This is a genomic window from Desulfovibrio sp. (assembly GCF_019422935.1).
In the GTDB taxonomy this organism is placed as follows: domain Bacteria; phylum Desulfobacterota; class Desulfovibrionia; order Desulfovibrionales; family Desulfovibrionaceae; genus Desulfovibrio.
This window is the reverse complement of record NZ_JAHZCJ010000007.1, coordinates 109596-131227: the sequence shown is the minus strand read 5'-3', so window position 1 is coordinate 131227 and position 21632 is coordinate 109596. Positions and strand designations below refer to the sequence as shown.

Below are 21632 nucleotides of genomic sequence, written 5' to 3'. Positions count from 1 at the left end.
GCGGCGCTTTCAGGCGTGGAGCCGTGGCTGCACTGCCCCTCGCCTGACCCCAATCATCAACCTTAAAATTTTATCTGTATGCGATACTGTAGTACAGGGGCGTAGCAGGGGTAACTGCATGCGCCTTTGTTCCCTGCTAGCCGGGGCTTCCAAGAAAAATATCCAGTAACCGGTCAAGCTCTTCCCAATCATTACAGCGGCACAGCTCCTGACGCAAGGCCCTTGCGCCGGGCAGGGTACGCACGTAGCGCGGCACCACGGAGCGCATTTTCCACAGGGCGGCCTTGCCGGGGCAGTGGGCGCGGGCAAGCTCCAGATGCCGGGAAATCATGGCCCGCAAACGGGGGGCATCGGCCTGAACCGGAGAGTTCCCGGCCAGAAGGGCCGCGTGGTCCGCAAAGATGGCTGGATTGTGCATGGCCCCACGGGCATACATGACGCCGCTGGCCCCGGTGCTTTTAAGGCAGTTCACGCCGTCTTCCGCGCTAAAGAGATCACCGCTGGCGAGCAGGGGAATGGTCAGGCGTTGGGCCAGCATGGCAATAGCCTCCCACTGCGCTGCGCCGCCAAAACCCTGACGGGCCGTGCGGGGGTGCAGGGTCAGCCAGCCAGCGCCCGCATCCTCAAGGCGCAAGGCCAGATCGGGCAGCACCGGGCGGGCGTCGTCCAGGCCCAGACGCAGTTTGAAGCCCACACGGCCACGGCCTGCGGCCTCAATCATGGCGCGGGCCACGGCAAGCACGTTTTCCGTATCGCCCAGCATGGCCGCGCCCGCACTTTGGCGCAAAACCTTGGAAACAGAACAGCCCATGTTCAGGTCAAACCAGCCAAAGCCGGACTGACGCAACAGCTCCACCGCGCGGGCCAGAAAGAATGCCTCCGCGCCGAAAAGCTGCACCACCAGCGGCTGGTCTTCGGGCAGGGTCATGAGCAGCTCGTTGGTGCCGGGGCTTTCATAAACAAGGCCCTTGGCGCTGACCATTTCGGTAACGCACACGGCTGCGCCGTATTCGCGGCAGAGCAGACGAAAGGGCAGATCGCTGTATCCGGCCAGCGGGGCCAGCCAGGGATGCTCGGGGCCAAAGGGCAGGGAATCTGGGTTTGCGGGGCAGGTTGGCAGTTGAAAAACCTTGGTCACGGGCGCTCCTTGGTCACGCGCGGCGGTTCGGCGGAATTTTCCGCAGGGGCGGTTTGTTCGGCGGGCAGCACGTTGCCTTGGGGATCCAGCGCCACGCGGGCAGACTGCGCCATATAATCCGGGCCGGGGCTGGCGGGGGCAGGCGGGGTTGCCTGCACAGGTTGCGCGGGCTGCGCATCAGTTACATCTGCGCCCACTGTCGCGCACTGGGCATCGCTGCATGCAAAGCGGTTCAGCATGGCTGCGGCCAGCCGCAGGCCTTCGCCCGTGGTGTCGGCCACAAAGCCGTTGCTGAGATAATCCAGAAGGCCTGTGCGCCGCAAGATGGTACGCACCGAGGGGCTGCCCACCACAAGAATAACCGGCAGGCTGCGGGCATAACAGCGCTCGATAAATTGCGACAGCGCATGCGCCCCTGACGCATCAATCCAGAACACGCGCGAAAGATGCAGCACCACAAGCCGGGTTGGCTCGCTGTCCTCGGCATACAGCAGACGTTCAAGTTCGTGGATGGCCCCGAAAAACAGGGTGCCTTCAATCATGTACACGGTGATGCCCTGCGGCAGTTCGGCGGGGCCTTCGCGCAGCAGCGGATCGCCCTTGTGGAGCCTGTTCACACGCGGGTGGGCAGTCTTGTAGATAAACAGCGTGAGGGAAAGCATCACGCCGATGAAGATGGCTTTTTCAAGATCAAACAGCAGTGTGGACAAAAAGGTGATGAGCAGCACGGCCCTGTCCACGCTGGTAGCCACAACGCACAGACGGATAGCGTCAATGTCTATCATCTTGAAGGAAATGAGCAGCAGTATGCCGCTCAGGGCGGGCAGCGGCAGCCAGCTTATGAGCGGGGCCAGCACAAACAGCAGGGGCAGAGCCAGAATGCCGGAAAACACCGTGCCCATGCGCGTTCTGCCACCGGATGTGACCACAAGGGCGCTACGGGTAAAGGAGCCGCAGCCGGGAATGCCCGAGGTAAGGCCAGCGGCGATATTGCCGAGGCCCTGGCCGATAAGCTCCTGACTGCCGTCAAACGCATCACCCTTGATGTTGGCCAATTGTTTGCCAATGGCCAGTGATTCCACCGTTCCCAGCAGGGCAATGGCCAGCGCGGGCATGAACAGGTCGCGTACCGCGTCCAGATCAAAGGATGGAGGCAGGGAAAAAGGCGGAACAACGCTTGGGATGGCCCCAACCAGCGGAACGGCCCTTTCGTCCACGCTGAATACGGCGGCAAAAAGCGTAATCACGCCGAGCGCGGCCAGTGATGCGGGAAAGCGCGGCGACAGGCGCTTGAATGCCACGGTCAGCACAATGGTGCCAACGGCAATGCCGAGGCTCCAGTAATTGATAAAGGGCAGGCCGTGCAGCGCGCCGAACATCTGGTTGAAAAAGCCCGAGGGCTTGGGGCCGGTCAGACCCATAGCCATGTAGAGTTGCCCTGCGGCAATGAGCAGCGCCGCTCCGGTGGAAAAGGCCACCATGACCGAGTGCGAGATGAAATTGACCAGATCGCCCAGCCGCGCCAGCCCCATGCCCAGCTGGATAAGACCGCACAGGAGCGCCATGCCGAAAATATAGGCCATGCGCGATTCTTCGGGCATGGTGCTGATCAGTTCACCGCCCACGCTGATGGTAGCGAGGGTGGAGAAAATAATCATGGAGATTGCGTTGGTGGGGCCGGCGGCCATAAAGCGGGAGGATCCCCACAGGGCGGCCAGCACCACGGGCAGCATGCAGGCATAGATGCCATACTGCGGGTGAACCCCGGCAATAATGGCATAGGCCATGGCCTGGGGCACAGCCATGGGCGTCACGGTAAGGGCCGCCGTCATGTCCGCCTTGAAATCCTGGGCGGAATAATTCCTGATGGTCTCAAGAAAGGGAAAAAGCCGGGCGGCTCGCATGACTAATCCTCGCGTGTTACATCGTCCTCAAGGCGCAGCACATCGTGCCCAAGGGCGTAGTGCATCAGGCGCGGCCGGTCTGCGGATTTTTTGAGCGAATTGATAATGCGCGTCATGCGCCGCGTACCTTCAAGCACGCCGCCCAGATGCCCGGCAAGTTCGGTGAGGTCGTTGCGGGCGAGCGCGCGTTCCAGCTCCATGCCCAGCATGCGCCCGCGCGAATTTTCAGGAAATTCGGCCAGCAGCTCGCGTGCAAGGCGCAGGCTGCGCGCCTGGTTGGCGTCCAGGTCTTCCACCAGTTCGCCGCAATATTCCGCCTGATTGCGCATGACGTTCAGGGCGTTGTTGCCGTAATGGGCCATGGCTCCGGCGGCTTTTTCCAGCGTGTCGCGGGCAACGGCCACACGTCGGCCCACGGTGAGCGAAACAATGCTGGCACATTTTGAAAGAAAACGTTCGTCAAAGCTTTCAAAGCCATACTCACGTTTGGTATACAACATTACCAGGCCGAAGGGAGGCTTGTTGCTGCGCTCGCGCAGCACAAAGGCCAGACGCGAACGGTAGCCTTCCTTGTAGATGATGCAGTCGAACGATTCGCCGCCCATGGCCAGGGCCTGAAGGTTGTTTGACACCACATAGCGGGCGTGACCTTCAAGAATGGCGCGCATCACGGGGTGTTCGCGCAGGCCTTCCTCCAGCATGGGAGCCACGATGGGAATGCTGCCGCCGTCCACCTGATTGGCCGAGCGCGCCACCCATTCGCCATTGGCATTGCGCAGGCGGCACACGTACATATCGGCGTACAGGGCGTGGACAAGAATTTCAGCGCTTTGCCGCAGCACTTCCCCAGGAGGGGCCATGCGGTCGGCAATGGCCAGCAGATCGTTGGAAACGCGCAACAGCATTTCGGTATCGTTCTGCATGGCAGATATGGAGGTGAGCAACATGAGCAGGCAGCGCCAGCTACGCATGGGCACCCCCCGCAGGCAGGGGTGATAGCCGGTGTTGAGAGAGCGCTTTGCGGCGGGCAGCAGGGCAATGGCTGCGGCGCGCATCTCGGGCGGCGCATATTTGAGGAGTCGCTTGATTTCTTCGCGAATGTATTCTGGCGAATGCTGGGACACGGTTTGCTCCATTTCCCCGGGGTGCCTGTGTTGGCTGACAGCATGGGGAACCGGCGCGGCTATGCGCGTATTAAGACGTTGTTGCCCGGGCTGAACCGCCTGATTCCCAGAGAAATGACCGCCTTAAGCGCTCTTTTGAGGCCCGGGCGGCGGCTCTCGCGCGCATGGCGTGCAAGCCTTTTTTCACAGAAAAAGTATAGGTGGGAAAAAAGGTCTGGTCAACGGTAGCTCATAAAAGGGGCCGTCTGTTCTGAATTAAAGTACACATTTTGTAAAGTGGTTTGTCTGGGACGTGTGGAGAATTGGCAAAGGAATTGCAAGAAGTGTTGCGGAAGATTCTCGGCTGTCGGATTTCCGACGCTATGTCCTGCCTGCGGGCAGGGTGCATGAGATCAGCCCTACAACCGTCAGACGGCGGCAGGCTCAAGGCCGTGCCGACGCCCACGGGGATGCCCATGAAACAACGTAACACATTATTGCTCATATCGCTCGGCCTCGCCGCCGCCTTGCTGGTGCTCGGCCTGCTGGCCGGTTTTGTGCCGCAGAGCGAGGGGCCGGAACTGCGCCGCCGCGCCAGCGGCATGGTGGCCCGCCTGCGTCCCGAAGACATGCCCGTTCCCATTCAGGCGCAGGGCGACGGCATACGCCAGTGGGCCGTGCGCGGGGCGGTGGAGCCGCATTCTGAACAGACATCCGGGGGCAGTCCGCAGACGCGTCTGGCTGTCGATGCCAGCACATCTGTCCGGGCATCCGGTGCCGACAAAACGAAGGGGGCATCCTCAGCGACGGGCTCCGCTACAGGTCAGGCGTTGGGCCGGCGTATTGTCTCCTTTGGGCCGGGTGGCGTCATCCTTGATACGGGCGAACCGTCACTGGCCTTTTCCGGCGACGCGCAGGGCGATTTTGCCCCGCTGCTGGCTCTGGACGGTGTTTCCATTCCGCTTCTGGTCAGCAACCAGCCCCGCGATTACGGCGACGCCCTTGATGCCGCGGGCCGTCCGCTGCGCTGGGTGACGCCCACGGCCATGATGGAGGGCTATTCGCCCCGCGTGGTGCGCAGGGCCGCCATTGAAGTGCTGCGCCACGGCGCTGTCTTTGATAATTTTGTGGGCGATATTGACGATAACGACATGGAAAAACTACAGGCCAGAGCCCGACGTTATCAGAGCCTGGTGGAGAATTTTTCGCGCCGCTACAATTTGAGCACCGAACTTGTGTACGCCATCATTCACAGCGAAAGCGACTTTTCGCCAACCCTGGTCAGCAACAAGTCTGCCATGGGCCTCATGCAGGTAGTGCCCGATACCGCCAACGACGAGGTGCACAAATACCTTTATGGACGCATGGGCGATGTGGGTTTTGAAGACCTGCGCGTGCCCGAAACCAATATCCGCTATGGCACCACTTATCTGCACATTCTGTTTACCCGGTATTTTTCCGGGGTGCACAACCCGCTGGCAAGGGAATATTGCGCAATCGCCGCCTACAATATGGGGCCGAACCGGTTTTTGCGGCTCTACGGCAAGACCATGGAAGAAGCCGTGGACACCATAAATGCCATGACGGTTGACGCTTTTTACAGAGATCTTGCCACGCGACTGCCTGCCCGTGAAACACGTTTCTACGTTGCCCGGGTGCAGAGAATGAAGGCCCAGTACGCCTCGCTGCGCTGATGCGGATTTACCTCGTGCAGGGCGCGCGCAAAGCGCCGCCCAAGAGGGAATTTCAGCGAAAAATGGTTGTGGTGCCTATAAAAACAACGTACATGTTCTTCAACGCCGAGCCCCAACTCTATGCCCGGCATTTATTAGAGGAGTGGTCACAACCATGCGAATCCGTTTTTTTATGCCGCTGGCTCTGCTGCTGAGCTTCATGCTTTTTGCCTGCCAACAGGGCGACAATAATGCCCAGCCCAAGGTGGCGGTGGTGGATATGGCGCGCGTGATGCGCGATAGCGAACCTGGCAAGGCTGGCGTGAAGTTCCTTGAAAGCCTTCAGGGCGACATGCAGACCAAGCTTAACGACATCCAGCAGCGCCTGGAAGCCAACCCCAAGGACGCTGAAGCGCAGAAAGAACTGCAGGCCGTCTACATGTCTGCCCAGCAGCGCATGCAGGTGGAACAGCAGAATGTTGTAAACCTGCTGTATGATGCCATTCAGCGCGTGATCAATACCTATCGCACCGAAAAGGGCTATGCCGTCATCATCAGCACTGAAGCTGTCGCCGCTTTTGATTCCAAGAGCGACGTGACCAATGAAGTGCTGGAACTTGTGAACAAGCAGAAGCTTGATTTCAAGGCTGTGACGCCCGAAGCTGAAAAGGCTCCGGAAGCCGCCCCCGCCCCCAAGGCTGAAACGCCCAAGGACGACAAGGCTGCCAAGGCCAAGAAGTAAGACAGATTCTTTCGGCTGTATTTGACGGCTGAATGTTTGGTAAAGCCCTTCGTCATTGACGGAGGGCTTTTTTATGGCCTGTTTGCGGCTTTGGGTGAGGCTGAGCTGAAAAGCGGGCGAGTTCGAACCTCTGGCAAAAGGTTGGCAATTGTTTGAAGCAGATGATACAATTTTTGTAATATTCTGTAATTATAAATCTTAAAAACTGTTTGAACGAACAAACAGTTTTTGCTGGACAAGGTGGACAAGCCGCGCCATAGTTTCGCCGTCGCCAGCCGGGTATGCCGGTGGGTGAAAAACGCATCCGAATGGAAAAGGTTTGTTATGTTTCAAGCGCTGTTTGCCGTCATGCCCGTATTTCTGATTATTGGCGCGGGCGTTCTTTTGCGCAGTCGCGATGTATTGCCCGAAAACGCTGGCCCTGTTCTTGGCATTTATGTGCTCAAGCTGGCTCTGCCGCTGCTGATTCTGCACCTGCTGGCCGGGGCCAGCCTGAAGGATCTTGGGCACTGGGCTTTCTGGGGGGGCATCCTTGGTTCCCAGCTTGTGGTGTACTGCCTTGGCTATGTGGGCGACAGAATTTTTTGTCGGCGCGGCGTGGGGCCGGGCGTTATTGCCGGGCTTTCCTGTTCCGCCTGCAATGCCGCCTTTGTGGGCCTGCCCATCGTGTCCAACCTGTTCCCCGGCAATGCCACTGCCATGCTCATTGCCGGTCTGTGTACCCTCACGCCCAATGTGGTCATGATCATCGGGCAGTCCCGTCTGGATGCACTGGCCGGGTCGCTGGCCTGGGACGGCGGCAATCCCCTGAAATTTGTGGGCAAGCTCCTGAAGGTTTTCATCCTTGGCAACCCCATTCTGCTTTCGACCCTCGCTGGCATAGCGCTTTCCGCCTCCGGGCTTGGCCTGTGGGCACCCCTTGACCGCGCGGTGAGCCTTGTGGGCTACACTGCGGCCCCCTGCATGCTGTTGGCTCTGGGGCTTGATTTGCGGCAAAAGCTGGTGGTGGCCACGCGGCAGGCTCACGGACACGCCTTTGCGCGGCAAACGTGGTTCATCCTCTGCAAGCTGGTGCTGCACCCGCTGCTGTGCTGGGTCATGCTGGCAGCCTTGGGTGTTTCGGGTCTGTGGCTCGTGATCAGCGTGATTGTCAGCGCTACGGCCACGGCTCTGGTGGTGACGGTCATTGCCGAGGTGTACAGCACCGTGCCGGAAGAAGCGGCCCTTACGGCAGTGGTCGCCAACGGGCTGAGTATTTTTACCCTGACAGGTTTTGTATGGGGTTTTCAGGCCTTGGGTATGGTTTGAGCCGGGCCTTGAAATTTGTGGAATGAAAAGCGGGCTTTGTTCTCCGGCAGTGATCCGGGAAGCAAAGCCCGCTGTTTATGGTTGCGCGGTTGCGGCAGGTAGAGGCTGACCAGCGACTGGCCCGCAATCAGGCAAAGTTGGCTGCGTGGTAGCTGCTGCGCACCAGCGGGCCGGAAAACACGTGGCGCAAGCCCAGCGATTTGCCGTAGGCGGCGTACTCGTCAAACTGTTCCGGCGTCACATAGCGGTCAAGCTTATGGTGCTGGCTTGTGGGCGGCAGATACTGACCGATGGTTACAATGGAGCAGCCCACCGTGCGCAGGTCCTTGATTACTTCAAGCACCTGCGCGTCTGTCTCGCCCAGCCCCACCATGAGGCCGCTTTTGGCCGTCATGCCGCAGTCATTCACGCGGCGCAGCAGTTCCAGGCTTTGTTCGTAATCGGCCTGTGGCCGCACCTGCGCATAGAGCGCTGGGTGTGTTTCCACGTTGTGGTTGATGATATGGGGTTTGGCGTCCATGACCGTGCGCAGGGCATCGGCGTTGCCCTGAAAATCGGGGATAAGCACCTCAACGCTGCTGTCGGGGAGAGCCTGCCGCAGTGCCGTAATTACAGCGGCAAACTGGGCGGAACCACCGTCCGCAAGATCGTCGCGCGTCACGGAAGTGACAACCACATGCCTGAGGCCCAAGGTCACGGCGGCCTGTGCCACGCGCTGCGGTTCCGTTGGGTCGGGGGCGCTGGTCTGGCCGGGGTGGATATTGCAGAAGCGGCAGTTGCGCGTACAGGTTTCTCCCAGAATCAGAAATGTGGCCGTGCCGGAAGAAAAGCATTCCTGCCGGTTGGGGCAGTTGGCCTCCTTGCAGACGGTGGAAAGGCCCTGTTCGTTCAGCAGGGCGGAGGTGGTGAAAAATCGTCTGTCGGAGGCCAGCGGGCGGCGCAGCCATGCGGGCTTGCGCAGAGGGGCGTTGGCAGAACCGGAATTGTCGGAAGAATCGGGTTGGGTCATCTATTTCGTCCTTGATGGAACACCTGCGGCGGCATAGTGCCGCAAATGGTCTGAACTGGTGCTGGGCTTGTGATTTGATTCGTCCTGCATGTTCGTTACGGTTGGCCCGCGAGCAGTGCTTCGCAGGCTTGCGCCGATTGCAGGGGCGGCAGCGGCTGGCTGAAGACCTCGCAAAAGGCCTCAAGAAAACAGGCTTTCACAGCGTCCATGGTGGCCGGGTCGCCGCTTTGTTCCCGCTGCACCGAGGTTGCGGTCACGCCGTCAAGGCCGCAGGGGGTGATGATGTTGAAGAGGGAAAGATCCCTGTCCACATTCATGGCCAGACCGTGCAGGGTCACGTGGCGCTGCACGGCAATGCCCAGTGAGGCAATTTTGCTGCCGTCCACCCATACGCCGGGAAAGCCCGACTTGCGCGCCGCTTCAATGCCAAAGTGCCGTACCGTGCGGATGGCGGTTTCTTCCACATCATTTACATAGGCCCGGACGCCGCCGGAGCGTCGTTTCAGGTTGATGATGGGGTAGGCCACCAACTGACCGGGAAAATGGCAGGTAATATTACCGCCGCGCGTGCTGTGCACAACATCCACCGCCGAACCCCACTGGCTGGCGAGGTTGGGGGGCAGATTTTCCTGACCGGAGTTTTTGCCAAGGGTGACAGTGGGCGGATGCTCCAGAAGCAGCAGAATGTCATCGCCGCCCTGAAGCACATAGGCCTGCGCCTTTTTTTGTATTTCAAAGGCCCGCTGATAGGCGGTACAGCCGAGATCAAATGCGTACATGTGAGCCTTGGGCATTGGAGGTTGATGCAAAAAGCCCTCATAACGGCTTGCGGCTTCGGCGTCCAGCGTTTGCGGCACGCAGAGGCGGGCATGCCGCCGTGCCGGATCAGGGCGCAGCAGAGTCAGGCCAGATCGCAGGGCATGGAGGTCTGGGAAAGGTAGATAAGCTCCTCGGTTATTTCCAGCAGCTCGGCCAGAATGCCCCCGCCGTTCATGGGGTGCCCGAACAGCGATTCGCGCTGGTGGTCAAGGCCGCGCTTGTCAATGGCGTCCGGCATGGTGGGGGAGAGGGTTTCCGCAAGGCGGCAGGCCAGAAAATAATCTTCGGCCCCGGCGGCAAACAGGCCTTCAAGTTTGGCAAAGCGCGGGGACACCTGCTGCCAGTAGGCCAGCGCCGCCGCAGACGGTTCAAGGCTTGCCGCCGTGCACAGGGCCGCGTGCAGGTTGTTGCAGGCCGCGCCGGGCAGGCCCGTGCGCCAGCCCCACAGCCAGTGGGTGCGCCCAAAGAAAAGATGGTGGGCCACAGCCAGATCAAGCAGTTCGCGCATGTGGCGCAGGGCGCTCAGCAGGGGGCCGCCCGAGCCTTCTGGCCATGCGGCGCAGGGGTGGCGCAGCTGCCACAGGGGCACATCCTCGCGTGTTGGCGCAAGGCCTGTCATGCTGCGCAGCAACTGGGCCAGCCATGCGTTGGCATCAGGGCTGTGCGGCGTTTCAAGGTGCGAGTAGCTCAGCACATAGCGCCCCTGCCCGTAAGTTCCGGTCACGGCCATGGGCTGGCCTTCCAGAAAATCTGCCGAGAGGTTCAGACCGTAAAGGTCGCGCCAGTGAGAAAAAACCTTGGAGGGCAGGCTTTGCAGGGGCAGATCTGCCAGCCAGAAATCCGCATCCGGCGAACCGTAGGAGGCCAGCACGGCGACACTGTCGTTCTTTTCAGGCGCAAAGCGCCCCGGCCACCAGACAGGCAGTGAGGGGGAAAATATTTCAGACGCTGCTCCGCTCTGGGCCTGTCGCGCGGCAGCGCGGCGAACACCGGGGCACAGGGGGGCAGTCGCGCCTGTATCATTGTGCCCGTTCACGGGCTCGCTGGCTGGCACGGCAGGCCTGCGGGGCGAAAATTCATGCCCGCTGGCAACGTGGGCGCGCACATGCCCGGAAATAAGATGGTACAGGCGCTCAGGATAAGCGGCCCGCGCCCAGGGGCAGATATTCAGGCCGTGGTCTGGGTTTGGGTGGGTCAGGGCAAGGCCGGAACCGCCGCAAAAGCCCAGATAGTTGCCGCCGTGTTCCACCCACTGGCGCACGGCTTCGCGTCCGTTCTTGCCGAGGGCCGCAGCCTTGAGCCGTGCGTTGCCGCCGGGAACCAGCAGCAGGCGTACTCCTGCACGGCCTTGATGCAGGCCGCCATTGGGGCTGACGCCCCCCGGCTTGCCTAAATACGCGCCTTCGGCTATTTCTTGTCCCTTAACCAGGCGGCAGGGCAGTCCCAGCGCGCGAACAGCGCGCCAGGCCATGAGGCCCCAGATGTGGGACGCGTCCCATAAAATGCAGATTGGCTGTGCGGCAAACATATACCGCATTATCGCCGCCTTTCATGGAGAAAGCAAGATGGCGGATACGCTACCCAAGGGCTATGAGCCCCATGACGTTGAAGCCCGGTGGCGCAAGCACTGGGAAGATGACAAAACCTTTACGCCCGATCCGGACGCTCCCGGCGAGCCGTATTCCATTGTCATTCCGCCGCCCAACGTCACGGGCGCGCTGCACATAGGGCATGCGCTCAACCATACACTTATTGACGTGCTCTGCCGTCACGCCCGCCAGAAGGGCAAGAACGTGCTCTGGGTGCCCGGCACCGACCACGCGGGCATTGCCACGCAGAACGTGGTGGAACGCGCCCTGGCCAAGGAAGGCAAGAGCCGCAAGGATCTGGGCCGCGAAGCCTTTATCGACCGGGTGTGGGAATGGCGCGATGAATACGGCCACCGCATTCTTGATCAGGCGCGCGCCCTTGGCGATTCTGTGGACTGGACGCGCCTGCGCTTTACTATGGACGAAGGCCTTTCCGCCGCCGTGCGCAAGGTTTTTGTGCAGCTCTATAATGAAGGGCTGATCTACAAGGGCGACTACATCATCAACTGGTGCTCGCGCTGCCACACGGCTCTTGCCGATGACGAAGTGGAGCACGAGCAGAGCCGGGGCAAGTTGTGGAAGGTGCGCTATCTGCTGGCCGACGGCAGCGGGCACATCACCATTGCCACCACCCGGCCCGAGACCATCCCCGGCGATACCGCCATTTGCGTGCATCCCGAAGATGAGCGCTACGCCGCCCTCATAGGCAAAAAGGCCGTGGTTCCCGTGCTTGGGCGCGAGATCCCCATTATCGCCGATGCCTATGTTGACCGCGAATTCGGCACCGGCGCGCTCAAGGTGACGCCCTGCCATGACCATAACGACTGGATGCTGGGCAAGAAGCACGACCTCGTTTTTCTCAAGGCCATTGACGAAAACGGCGTCATGACAGCCGAGGCCGGGGCCTATGCGGGCCTTGCCAAGGAAGAATGCCGCACCCGCATCGTGGCTGATATCGAAGCCGCCGGACAGCTTGAGGGCATTGAGGAAATCGACCACGCCGTGGGCCATTGCTACCGCTGCCATACGGTGGTCGAACCGCACGTTTCCACGCAGTGGTTTGTGGCCGCCACCAAGATGGCCCCTGCCGCGCGCGACGCCGTGCCCGGTATGACCAAGATTTTTCCCGAAACGTGGCTCAAGACCTACTATCACTGGCTTGATAACATCCGCGACTGGTGCATCAGCCGTCAGATATGGTGGGGACACCGCATTCCGGCATGGAACTGCGAATCGTGCGGCGAACTGGTGGTGGCCGAAGAAGCCCCCGCAGTCTGCCCCAAGTGCGGCGGCGTGCTGAAGCAGGAAGAAGACGTGCTGGACACATGGTTCTCCTCCGCGCTGTGGCCCTTCTCCACCATGGGCTGGCCTGAAGACACCAAGGATCTGCGCCGCTGGTACCCCACCTCGGTGCTGGTGACGGGCTTTGACATCCTGTTCTTCTGGGTGGCCCGCATGATGATGATGGGCATCCATTTTATGGGCGAAGTGCCGTTCAAGGACGTGTACCTGCATGCCCTGGTGCGCGATGCCTCGGGCCGCAAGATGTCCAAATCCACGGGCAACGTCATTGACCCGCTGGCAATGATCGACAAATACGGCTGCGATGCCCTGCGCTTTACCCTGACGGCCTTTGCCGCCATGGGGCGCGACATCCGTCTTTCCGAGGAGCGCATCGAGGGCTACCGCCACTTTGTGAACAAGCTCTGGAACGCGGCCCGCTTCGCCCTCATGAACCTGCCGGAAGAAGCCCCGGCTCCGGTGGCTCCCGAGACGGTTCCCGGCCTGCACCACCAGTGGCTGCTGCATCGCCTTGAAGTGGTCAAGCAGGATATGGACAAGGCCCTGGCCGACTACCGCTTCAACGATGCGGCGCAGTTGGGCTACAAGTTCCTGTGGAATGAATTCTGCGACTGGTATCTTGAGCTTATCAAGCCCGACATGCAGTCTGAAGACCCCAAACGCAAAGCCGAGGCCCAGTATGTGCTGTGGCTGGCCCTGCGCGAGCTGCTGGTGCTGCTGCACCCCATCGTACCCTTTGTGACCGCTGAAATATGGGCCGCGCTGCCCGTGGCGGCTGGCGAAAAGGCCACAGATATCGCCCGCGAGCTGTATCCCGCAGCGCGCCCTGCCTGCCAGCGCCCGGTGGAAGCTGGTCGCATGGAGCTGATTCAGGGCATCATCGTGGCCGTGCGTACCATCAAGGCCGAGCTTGGCATCAGCCCCAGCCACAAGGTCAGCCTCATGCTGCACCCTGTGGACGCGGCTCAGGCCGAACTGCTCGAGGCCAGCAGTCAGTGCATGACCACCCTGGCGCGGCTTGAAACCCTCACCATCGGTGCGGACGTGCACGCACCCAAGGCTTCGGCCTCTGCGGTGGTGGAAGGCTGCCAGGTTATCGTGCCCCTCAAGGGCGCGGTTGATCTGAACGGCGAGCTTGCCCGTCTGGACAAGGAAATCGCCAAGCTTGAAAAAGACGTGGTGGGCGTGAACATGAAGCTGAGCAACGAGAGCTTTGTGAGCCGCGCCCCTGCGGACGTGGTGGCCCGCGAGCGTGAACGCGCCGAAAAACTGCTGGACGCCAAGGAAAAAATGCAGGCCCTGCGCGCCCGCTTTGCCGAGGCCCTGAACGAAGAATAACCGGCTGTAGCCCCAGGGGGTTTCCGGTCTGAATATGCGGCGCGGACGGCGGGCGGTTGCCTGTTGTCCGCGCCGCCGTTCCTGCGGCGGCTTTGCCGCCCCGGTATACAAAGAGGTTTGTATGACTCCTGCCGCAATGGCATATGTTCAGCTTGGAGCGGCCATTCTGGTCGAGGTGGGGGCCACGGCCTGCCTCAAGCATTCAGAGGGCATGAGCCGCCTTTTGCCCACCCTTGCTTCGCTGCTCGGCTACGGCATTTCATTCTACCTGCTTTCCAAGGTGCTCAATGTGGTGCCCATGGGCATATCATACGGCATCTGGAGCGGCATCGGCATTGTGCTGGTTTCGCTTCTGGGACTGCTGGTTTTTGGGCAGAAGCTTGACCTTGCCGCCTGCTTCGGCCTCGGGCTGATTGTGCTTGGCGTGCTTGTCATACATTTTTTTTCAGGCTCCATGCCGCATTAAAATGGACTTACTGATGCCGCACGCTGGCTAACAGCTTGTTTTTTTGTCAGCCTTTGGTATAAAAATAATTTTTTTGTGCGCGTGTCCGCCGAGGCTTGCCTATTGACAGGCCTCGGCGGACACGCTATGTCCTGTCGTTCAAAAAGCTCATTTTTGAGCGCAATATCCCATATGGAGGGAAATAATGCCCACGATTAACCAGCTTATCCGCATCGAGCGGAAGGCCGTGGTGAAGCGCAAGAAGACCCCCGCCCTGCAGGCTTGCCCGCAGCGCCGTGGCGTTTGCACCCGCGTTTACACCACCACCCCGAAAAAGCCTAACTCGGCTCTGCGTAAGGTCGCCCGTGTGCGCCTGACCAACGGCATTGAAGTTACGGCCTACATCCCCGGCGAAGGCCACAACCTTCAGGAACACTCCGTGGTCATCATCCGCGGCGGTCGTGTAAAAGACTTGCCCGGTGTCCGTTACCACATCGTGCGCGGTACCCTTGATACGTCCGGCGTGGCCGATCGTCGCAAGAGCCGTTCCAAGTACGGCGCCAAGCGTCCCAAGTAGTTTTATTCTTTCGGCGCGTGCCATGCGGCCCGCCTGGCTGCTTCCCGAGGGGAGCGCCGGTCGCCGCGGGGTTTGGTGCCGCCGCAAAACAAGCATGAAGGAGAAACCCCATGCCCCGTAAAGGTCCTATCCCCAAGAGGGAAGTGCTGCCCGATCCGTTGTACTCCAGCCGCCTTGTCACCAAGTTTGTGAACAGGCTTATGTTCGACGGCAAGAAGGGTGCAGCCGAAAAGATTTTCTACAGCTCCCTTGAGACCCTGGCTGAAAAGACGGGCGAAGAACCCATGCGCGCCTTTGAAAAGGCCCTGGACAACGTGAAGCCCCACATGGAAGTCAAGGCCCGCCGCGTTGGCGGCGCCACCTACCAGGTGCCCATGGAAGTGCGCCCGGAACGTCAGGTTTCCCTGTCGATCCGCTGGCTTATCAACTATGCCCGTTCGCGCGGTGAAAAAGGCATGACTGCCAAACTTTCCGCCGAACTGCTGGATGCTTTCAACGGTCGCGGCGGCGCGGTGAAAAAGCGTGAAGACACGCACCGCATGGCCGACGCGAACAAGGCTTTCGCTCACTACCGCTGGTAAGAGGGCCTTCCGTTTTTTATCTGAATTCAGCCCGACGCCGCGTCCGCAAGGAAGCGGCGTCGGCTTTGCACCACACCGCATCCGCAGTATGGAGGAAACACCGTGTCCCGCACCGTTGCTGTAAACAAACAGCGCAATATCGGCATTATGGCCCATATTGACGCAGGCAAGACTACCACCACCGAACGCATTCTTTTCTATACCGGCGTTAACCACAAGATCGGCGAAACGCACGACGGCGCCTCCACCATGGACTGGATGGAGCAGGAACAGGAACGCGGCATTACCATTACTTCTGCCGCCACCACCTGCTTCTGGAAAGACTGCCGCGTTAACATCATCGACACCCCCGGCCACGTTGACTTCACCATTGAAGTGGAACGTTCGCTGCGCGTGCTCGACGGTGCCGTGTGCGTGTTCGACGCCGTTGCCGGCGTGGAACCCCAGTCTGAAACCGTGTGGCGTCAGGCTGACCGCTACAATGTTCCCCGCATCTGCTTTGTGAACAAGATGGACCGTATCGGTGCCAACTTCTTCCGCTGCGTGGACATGATTCACGACCGCCTTGGCGCCAAGGCCGTGCCGTTGCAGTTGCCCATCGGCAGCGAAGACAAGTTTGAAGGCGTGGTGGATCTGGTGCGCGGGCATGCCATCCGTTTTGACAAGAGCTCCAAGGGCGCGGAATTCAGCGTTGAAGACGTGCCTGCCGACATGAAGGATCTTTACGAAGAAAAGCATCACGAGATGCTGGAAGCGGTGGCCGAGGAAGACGAAGCCCTGCTCGAAAAGTACCTCGGCGGCGAGACCCTTTCCGAAGAAGAAATTATTTCCTGCATCCGCAAGGCCACCATTGCCCGCAACATCGTGCCGGTGCTGCTGGGTTCCGCCTTCCGCAACATGGGTGTGCAGCCCCTGCTGGACGCCGTGGTGGACTACCTGCCTTCTCCGGTGGACATCCCGGCCATGCCCGGCCACATTGCCGGCAAGCCCGAAGAGATTGTGGAATGCCATTGCGACGACAAGGAACCCCTTGCTGGCCTGGTGTTCAAGCTCTTCTCCGACCCCTTCATCGGTCACTTGTCCTTCTTCCGTATTTATTCCGGCTTCCTTGAATCCGGCATGACCGTGTACAACGCCAACACCGGCAAGCGCGAGCGCATTGGCCGCATCCTGAAGATGCACGCCAACAAGCGTGAAGACGTGAAATGGGCTGGCGCTGGCGACATCGTGGCTCTGGTGGGTCTGAAAAACGCCTCCACCGGCGACACCTTGTGCGACGAAAAGCGCGAAGTCATTCTGGAATCGCTGAACATTCCTGATCCGGTTATTGAAGTTGCCATCGAGCCCAAGACCAAGGCCGACCGCGACGCTCTTTCCGCCGCTCTGAACAAGCTGGCCAAGGAAGATCCCTCGTTCCGCGTGAAGGGCGATGATGAAACCAACCAGACCCTGATCGCCGGTATGGGCGAACTGCACCTGGAAATCATCGTTGACCGCCTCACCCGCGAATTCGGCGTGAACGCCAACGTGGGCAAGCCCCAAGTTGCTTACCGCGAAACCATCTCCAAGCCTGCCAAGTCGGACCTCAAGTACGCCAAGCAGTCTGGTGGTCGCGGTCAGTACGGTCACGTTGTCATCGACGTTGAGCCCAACCCCGGCAACGGTTACCAGTTCGTCAACGCCATCACCGGCGGTGTTATTCCAAAGGAATACATCCCCGCTGTGGACAAGGGTATCAACGATGCCCTGAAGTCCGGCGTGCTGGCTGGCTTCCCCGTGGTGGACGTGAAGGTGACCCTGGTGTTCGGTTCGTACCACGAAGTCGACTCCTCGGAACAGGCCTTCTATGTGGCTGGCTCCATGGCCATCAAGGACGGCATGCGCAAGGCTACCCCTGTGCTGCTCGAACCCATTATGGATGTGGAAGTGGTTACCCCTGAAGAATACCTCGGCGACGTCATGGGCGACCTCAATGGCCGCCGTGGCCGCGTGCAGAGCATGGAAGCCCGCGCTGGCGGCGCGCAGAGCGTGCGCGCTCAGGTGCCGCTTTCCGCCATGTTCGGCTATGCCACTGACTTGCGTTCGCGCACTCAGGGCCGCGCCACCTTCACCATGCAGTTCGATCACTACGAACGCGTGCCCCAGGCCATTGCCGAAGAAATCCAGAAGAGCCGTACATAATCTGAACTTGGCGGCTAGCCGCTCGGGGCTTTATACGGCGGGGGAGGAAGCGGTGAGCTTTCTCCCCCGCCTTGCTTGTGGTGGACTCTGAAATTAGCTGTTGTTGGCAGGGCCGGAAAAGGGCATTCTGCTGTAACGGAAACTTGGATTTGCCATATTGCGTGAGGCTTCGCACTCTGTTGGGGCATCACGGCACAGTCAACGATGTGATGGAGTAGGTGATGCAGGACGATCTGCCAAAGGGTTTCAGGGCTGGGGCTGCGGCTGCCAATTTCAAAAAGGCTGGCCGGGACGACCTCGGCATTATTGTTTCAGACACAACAGCCGTGCTGGCTGGCATGTTCACCCAGAACCTGTTCAAGGCCGCTCCTGTGCTGGTGTGCCAGGAGATACTGGCAAGCCGGGGCACGGCGCGTGCTGTTCTGGCAAATTCCGGTCAGGCCAACGCCTGCACCGGCGACGAAGGCCTTGCCAACTGCCGCGCCACGCAGGCTATGGTGGCTGGCCTTACCGGGCTTGAGGCCGATGAAATTTTGCCCCTTTCCACTGGCGTTGTGGGCGCTCATCTCAAGATGGATCTGTGGCTTGAGGCTGTGCCCAAACTGGTCAGGAATATCGGCACCCGCGATGCGGAGGGCTTTACACGTGCCTTCATGACCACGGATGCCTTTCCCAAATTTTCCATGCGCGAGGTTACGCTTGCAGGCGGTACTGTGCGTCTTACTGTGATGGCCAAGGGCGCGGGCATGATCTGCCCCAATATGGCAACCATGCTCTGCGTGGCGCTTACAGACGCCAGGGTGGCGCGCGATCCCTGGCAGGCCATGTTTGGCCGTGCCGTGGAAAAAACCTTCAACCGGGTGAGCGTTGACGGTGATACCTCCACCAACGATACCATTCTGGGCCTTGCCAACGGCGCGTCCGGCGTTGCCGCTGAAAGCGCGGCCGATTTGGCACTGCTGGAAGAAGCGCTGACCGACATTCTCGGCACTGTGTCGCATATGCTGGTTATGGATGGCGAAGGAGCCAGCAAGGTTATCCACATCACCGTGACCGGCGCCGCCAGTGATGACGATGCCCGCACCGTGGCGCGCAGCGTGGGGCATTCACAGCTGGTAAAAACTGCCATCTACGGCGGTGATGCCAACTGGGGGCGCATTGTTACGGCTGTTGGCTACAGCGGCGCAAAGTTTGATCCCGCCAAGGTCAGCATGAAGCTGTGCGGCATTGAGCGCTTCCGTCTGGGCTGCCCTGTCAATGAAGACAAGGAAGACGCCCTGGCCGAACTGCTCAAGGCCAAGGACGTGCAGGTGGAGATTGATCTGGGCGGCGGTTCCGGGTTCTACAATTTCCAGGCTTCCGACCTTGGTCATGAGTATGTGACCCTGAACTCTGACTACCGTTCATAGGGCTCCACCACTACTTCTCACTGTCATTGACCATATCAAGCCCCGCACCGCATCAGGCCTTGCCTGCGCGTTGTGGGGCCTTTTGCTATATCTTCCTATATTTTCACAGATATTTTTCTGGCATGAAAGGATGCGTCCATGCGATTAGTTCTTCGATGCTTCGTGCAGGTAGGATTTTTCTGCACACCATAATTTCTGCCTCCAGTTCATGCAGACATGCTGGACAGGCAGGGCTGAGGAGTTTTAGTGTTTATGCGGAGGGAATTATGGAAGAAGAGTTTTTTGAACGGCGCTATCTGGAAAATGTTGACGCCTGTCCTGTCTGTGGCAGCAGACAGCGTCAGGCAGTATATGAGGTTGGCGGGGGCGTGATGGCGCAAAAGTGCGCTTGCGGCGGGTACTATTGTGACCATCGCCTTAATTCCGAGGGTTTGTCAGCCTACTGGCAGGACTATCAAAACCGTGAGCATAGTGCTGTGCAGGAAGAGTGCGCCCTGCGGCAGCGTATGTACGCGGTGGACTATGCGTATATCGCGCAGTTCCTGAAACCCGGGGCCAGGGTGCTGGATGTGGGCTGTGCGGATGGCCTGTTTCTGGACTTGTTCGCGGCTGCCGGGCACGAGTGCAGCGGCGTGGAATTTGGTCATGAAGCAGCTTTGAAGGCAGCGCAGAGGTATCCTGTTCAGGAGGGATATTTTCCAGATCTGGACATGGCCCCCGGTTACGACCTGATTATTTTTCGCGGCGTATTGCAGTATGTGCATGCGCCGCGCAGCTTTTTCGGCAAAGCGACATCCCTGCTCGCACCAGGCGGGCACGTGTATGTGACCGCGCAGCCCAACATGGAAGCTTTTTGCCATCAGGTCTACCGCAACAAATTCCGCTTCAGTTTGACCCCGTGTGATTGCGTGGGCTACACGCCGCAGTCGCTGGCGGCAGAATTTGCTGCGCAGGGTTACGTCACGGCCGGGAAGACCTTCTTTTATGAAGAAACCCCATACGCAGACCCGCCCAGAGACGTTCAGACGCTGTACAAGGCCATTGAAGCCAGAAACAGGGGGGATGAACCGGAAGGTATGTCGCCGCCATTCTGGGGCAATATGATGACCATGGTGTTTCGCAAAAACTGAGTCCATATTGTCAGTACAGACAAAAAAAGCTCCGGGCATTTTTCATGTCCAGAGCTTTTGCATTTCACTTATATGCGGCGGTTAGAAACCTTCACCCACCCAGTCCACAATCTGGGTCATGCGGGTGAGGGTATGCTGGTTGTTGCGCTGCCTCTGGCCGATTTCTTCCATGGAGCCGTCAAGGCGGTAGATGCGCCAGTCGCCTTCGGTTAAAATTCCGAGCCGCACGGCCTCATTAACAGCCGCCCGAGCTTCGCCTGGTGAGCAGAACAGGTCGAACTCCTGCACGCCGGGGTCAAGGATCACTTGTGACCCACTGGCGATATCTACAATATAGTTGCCAGGCGCGTAGACGTACACAAATGGGCAAGGCTCAACCGGGGGAAGGGGCGCTGTATCCTGTGTTGGCTGCGCCTTGGTACAGGCCATCAGCGCAAGGCTCAACAGGGCGGCGCAAACAAGGCGTACGTGCATCATCTACCTCATTGTGCTGTGGTTTCAGCGCCCGGAAGCTGCCATTTCGCGCAGGCGGCGAATGCGCTCTTCCAGGGGCGGATGGGTACTGAAGAGGCTTGCCATGCCGCCGTGAGCGTACATGGGGGTCACAATGAACATCTGTTCCGTGCTGGGGTTGCCTTCCTGCATGGGGATCTGCCCGCTGGCCATGCCCAGCTTGTTCAGCGCACCGGCAAGGGCCAGGGGCTGACCGCAAAGTGCGGCGCCTGTGTCGTCCGCCAGATACTCGCGCGAACGCGAAATCGCCATCTGGATAAGCCCGGCAGCCATGGGCGCCAGCAGGGCCAGAGCAATGGCGGCAATGGGGTTGGTTCCGCCGCCTTCTTCATCGCGGTTGCCGCCAAAAATGGCCGTAAATTGAAAGATATTGGCAAGGGTCACAATGGCAGACCCCATGACGCCTGCAATGGTCTGAATGAGAATGTCGCGGTTGACGATGTGTCCAATTTCGTGCGCCAGCACACCGCGCAACTCTTCAGGCGAGAGCAGGCGCATGATGCCGTCTGTGACGGCAACAACGGCATTTTCCGGGTTGCGCCCCGTGGCAAAGGCATTGGGAGCTTCTTCAGGCACCACGCAGATGCGCGGCTTGGGAATGCCCGCATTATGGGCAAGTTCTTCCACGATTTTGTGCAGGTATGGGGCTTCTTCCGGCGCAAGTTCGCGCGCGCGGTACATGGAAAGCACTATCTTGTCAGAATACCAGTAGCTGCCCACGTTCATGATCAGGGCTAGGCCAAAGGCAAAGATAACGCCTGTGCGCCCGCCCATCAGGCCGCCAAGCATGATTATAATGGCGGAAAGCAGGGCGAGCAGAAGAACAGTCTTGATCTGGCTGGTCATGCATTTTCCTCTCAAGCAGATTTAA

At 59.8% G+C, this 21632-nt stretch carries 18 protein-coding genes; 10 read left to right on the top strand and 8 right to left on the bottom strand.

Features of this window, described 5'->3' with window-relative positions:
• Nucleotides 1–136: 136 nt before the first annotated feature.
• Genes QZ383_RS10375 through QZ383_RS10365 form a run of 3 tightly spaced genes read right to left on the bottom strand, consistent with a single transcriptional unit; the run spans nt 137 to nt 4166 of the window.
• Nucleotides 137–1138: a tRNA-dihydrouridine synthase family protein gene (locus tag QZ383_RS10375; protein WP_291445238.1), complete on the bottom strand. Its 1002-nt coding sequence runs from the start codon at nt 1136–1138 to the stop codon at nt 137–139.
• Entirely contained in the window at nt 1135–3042 is a 1908-nt protein-coding gene (locus QZ383_RS10370; RefSeq protein WP_291445237.1) for a SulP family inorganic anion transporter, read from the bottom strand. Before QZ383_RS10370 ends, QZ383_RS10375 begins: the two co-directional genes overlap by 4 nt.
• A gap of 2 nt (nt 3043–3044) precedes the next feature.
• Nucleotides 3045–4166, bottom strand: a complete 1122-nt coding sequence (locus tag QZ383_RS10365; protein ID WP_240825402.1) for a hypothetical protein — start codon at nt 4164–4166, stop codon at nt 3045–3047.
• A gap of 386 nt (nt 4167–4552) precedes the next feature.
• On the opposite strand from QZ383_RS10365, the gene QZ383_RS10360 reads away from it, so the two are divergent.
• The 3 genes from QZ383_RS10360 to QZ383_RS10350 all read left to right on the top strand — a co-directional run bounded on the left by QZ383_RS10360 (nt 4553) and on the right by QZ383_RS10350 (nt 7868).
• Nucleotides 4553–5839, top strand: coding sequence for a transglycosylase SLT domain-containing protein (locus tag QZ383_RS10360; protein WP_291445234.1), 1287 nt, complete (start codon nt 4553–4555; stop codon nt 5837–5839).
• A 154-nt stretch (nt 5840–5993) separates the two neighbouring features.
• A complete protein-coding gene (locus QZ383_RS10355; RefSeq protein ID WP_291445233.1) occupies nt 5994–6560 on the top strand; it encodes an OmpH family outer membrane protein in 567 nt (188 codons plus the stop codon).
• Nucleotides 6561–6884: 324 nt separating this feature from the next.
• Nucleotides 6885–7868 (top strand): AEC family transporter, encoded by a 984-nt coding sequence (locus QZ383_RS10350; protein WP_291445232.1) that lies wholly within the window; start codon nt 6885–6887, stop codon nt 7866–7868.
• 127 nt (nt 7869–7995) lie between these two features.
• On the opposite strand, the gene lipA is transcribed toward QZ383_RS10350, so the two are convergent.
• The 3 genes from lipA to QZ383_RS10335 all read right to left on the bottom strand — a co-directional run bounded on the left by lipA (nt 7996) and on the right by QZ383_RS10335 (nt 11233).
• Nucleotides 7996–8877, bottom strand: a complete 882-nt coding sequence (gene lipA / locus QZ383_RS10345) for a lipoyl synthase (RefSeq protein ID WP_291445231.1) — start codon at nt 8875–8877, stop codon at nt 7996–7998.
• Between the two features lie 95 nt (nt 8878–8972).
• Nucleotides 8973–9656: a lipoyl(octanoyl) transferase LipB gene (gene lipB, locus QZ383_RS10340; RefSeq protein ID WP_291445218.1), complete on the bottom strand. Its 684-nt coding sequence runs from the start codon at nt 9654–9656 to the stop codon at nt 8973–8975.
• Nucleotides 9657–9778: 122 nt separating this feature from the next.
• Nucleotides 9779–11233: a BPL-N domain-containing protein gene (locus tag QZ383_RS10335; protein ID WP_365861714.1), complete on the bottom strand. Its 1455-nt coding sequence runs from the start codon at nt 11231–11233 to the stop codon at nt 9779–9781.
• Nucleotides 11234–11261: 28 nt separating this feature from the next.
• On the opposite strand from QZ383_RS10335, the gene QZ383_RS10330 reads away from it, so the two are divergent.
• The 7 genes from QZ383_RS10330 (at nt 11262) to QZ383_RS10300 (ending at nt 20248) form a co-directional block, all read left to right on the top strand.
• Complete coding sequence (locus QZ383_RS10330) at nt 11262–13925, top strand: valine--tRNA ligase (protein WP_291445215.1); 2664 nt, start codon at nt 11262–11264, stop codon at nt 13923–13925.
• A gap of 121 nt (nt 13926–14046) precedes the next feature.
• A complete protein-coding gene (locus QZ383_RS10325; protein ID WP_291445203.1) occupies nt 14047–14391 on the top strand; it encodes an SMR family transporter in 345 nt (114 codons plus the stop codon).
• Between the two features lie 184 nt (nt 14392–14575).
• Nucleotides 14576–14947 (top strand): 30S ribosomal protein S12, encoded by a 372-nt coding sequence (gene rpsL, locus QZ383_RS10320; RefSeq protein WP_008683436.1) that lies wholly within the window; start codon nt 14576–14578, stop codon nt 14945–14947.
• Between the two features lie 110 nt (nt 14948–15057).
• The gene (rpsG, locus tag QZ383_RS10315; RefSeq protein WP_192112713.1) at nt 15058–15528 is read left to right on the top strand and encodes a 30S ribosomal protein S7; all 471 of its coding nucleotides are present in this window, start codon (nt 15058–15060) and stop codon (nt 15526–15528) included.
• 102 nt (nt 15529–15630) lie between these two features.
• The gene (gene fusA / locus QZ383_RS10310) at nt 15631–17709 is read left to right on the top strand and encodes an elongation factor G (protein ID WP_291445199.1); all 2079 of its coding nucleotides are present in this window, start codon (nt 15631–15633) and stop codon (nt 17707–17709) included.
• A gap of 221 nt (nt 17710–17930) precedes the next feature.
• Nucleotides 17931–19118, top strand: a complete 1188-nt coding sequence (gene argJ / locus QZ383_RS10305; RefSeq protein WP_291445197.1) for a bifunctional glutamate N-acetyltransferase/amino-acid acetyltransferase ArgJ — start codon at nt 17931–17933, stop codon at nt 19116–19118.
• A 266-nt stretch (nt 19119–19384) separates the two neighbouring features.
• Entirely contained in the window at nt 19385–20248 is an 864-nt protein-coding gene (locus QZ383_RS10300; protein ID WP_291445194.1) for a class I SAM-dependent methyltransferase, read from the top strand.
• Between the two features lie 81 nt (nt 20249–20329).
• Here the strand turns inward: QZ383_RS10300 and QZ383_RS10295 are convergent, their stop codons facing one another.
• Nucleotides 20330–20725, bottom strand: a complete 396-nt coding sequence (locus QZ383_RS10295) for a DVU_2496 family lipoprotein (RefSeq protein ID WP_291445192.1) — start codon at nt 20723–20725, stop codon at nt 20330–20332.
• Nucleotides 20726–20746: 21 nt separating this feature from the next.
• Nucleotides 20747–21607, bottom strand: coding sequence for a zinc metalloprotease HtpX (locus QZ383_RS10290; RefSeq protein WP_291445191.1), 861 nt, complete (start codon nt 21605–21607; stop codon nt 20747–20749).
• Nucleotides 21608–21632: the final 25 nt, after the last annotated feature.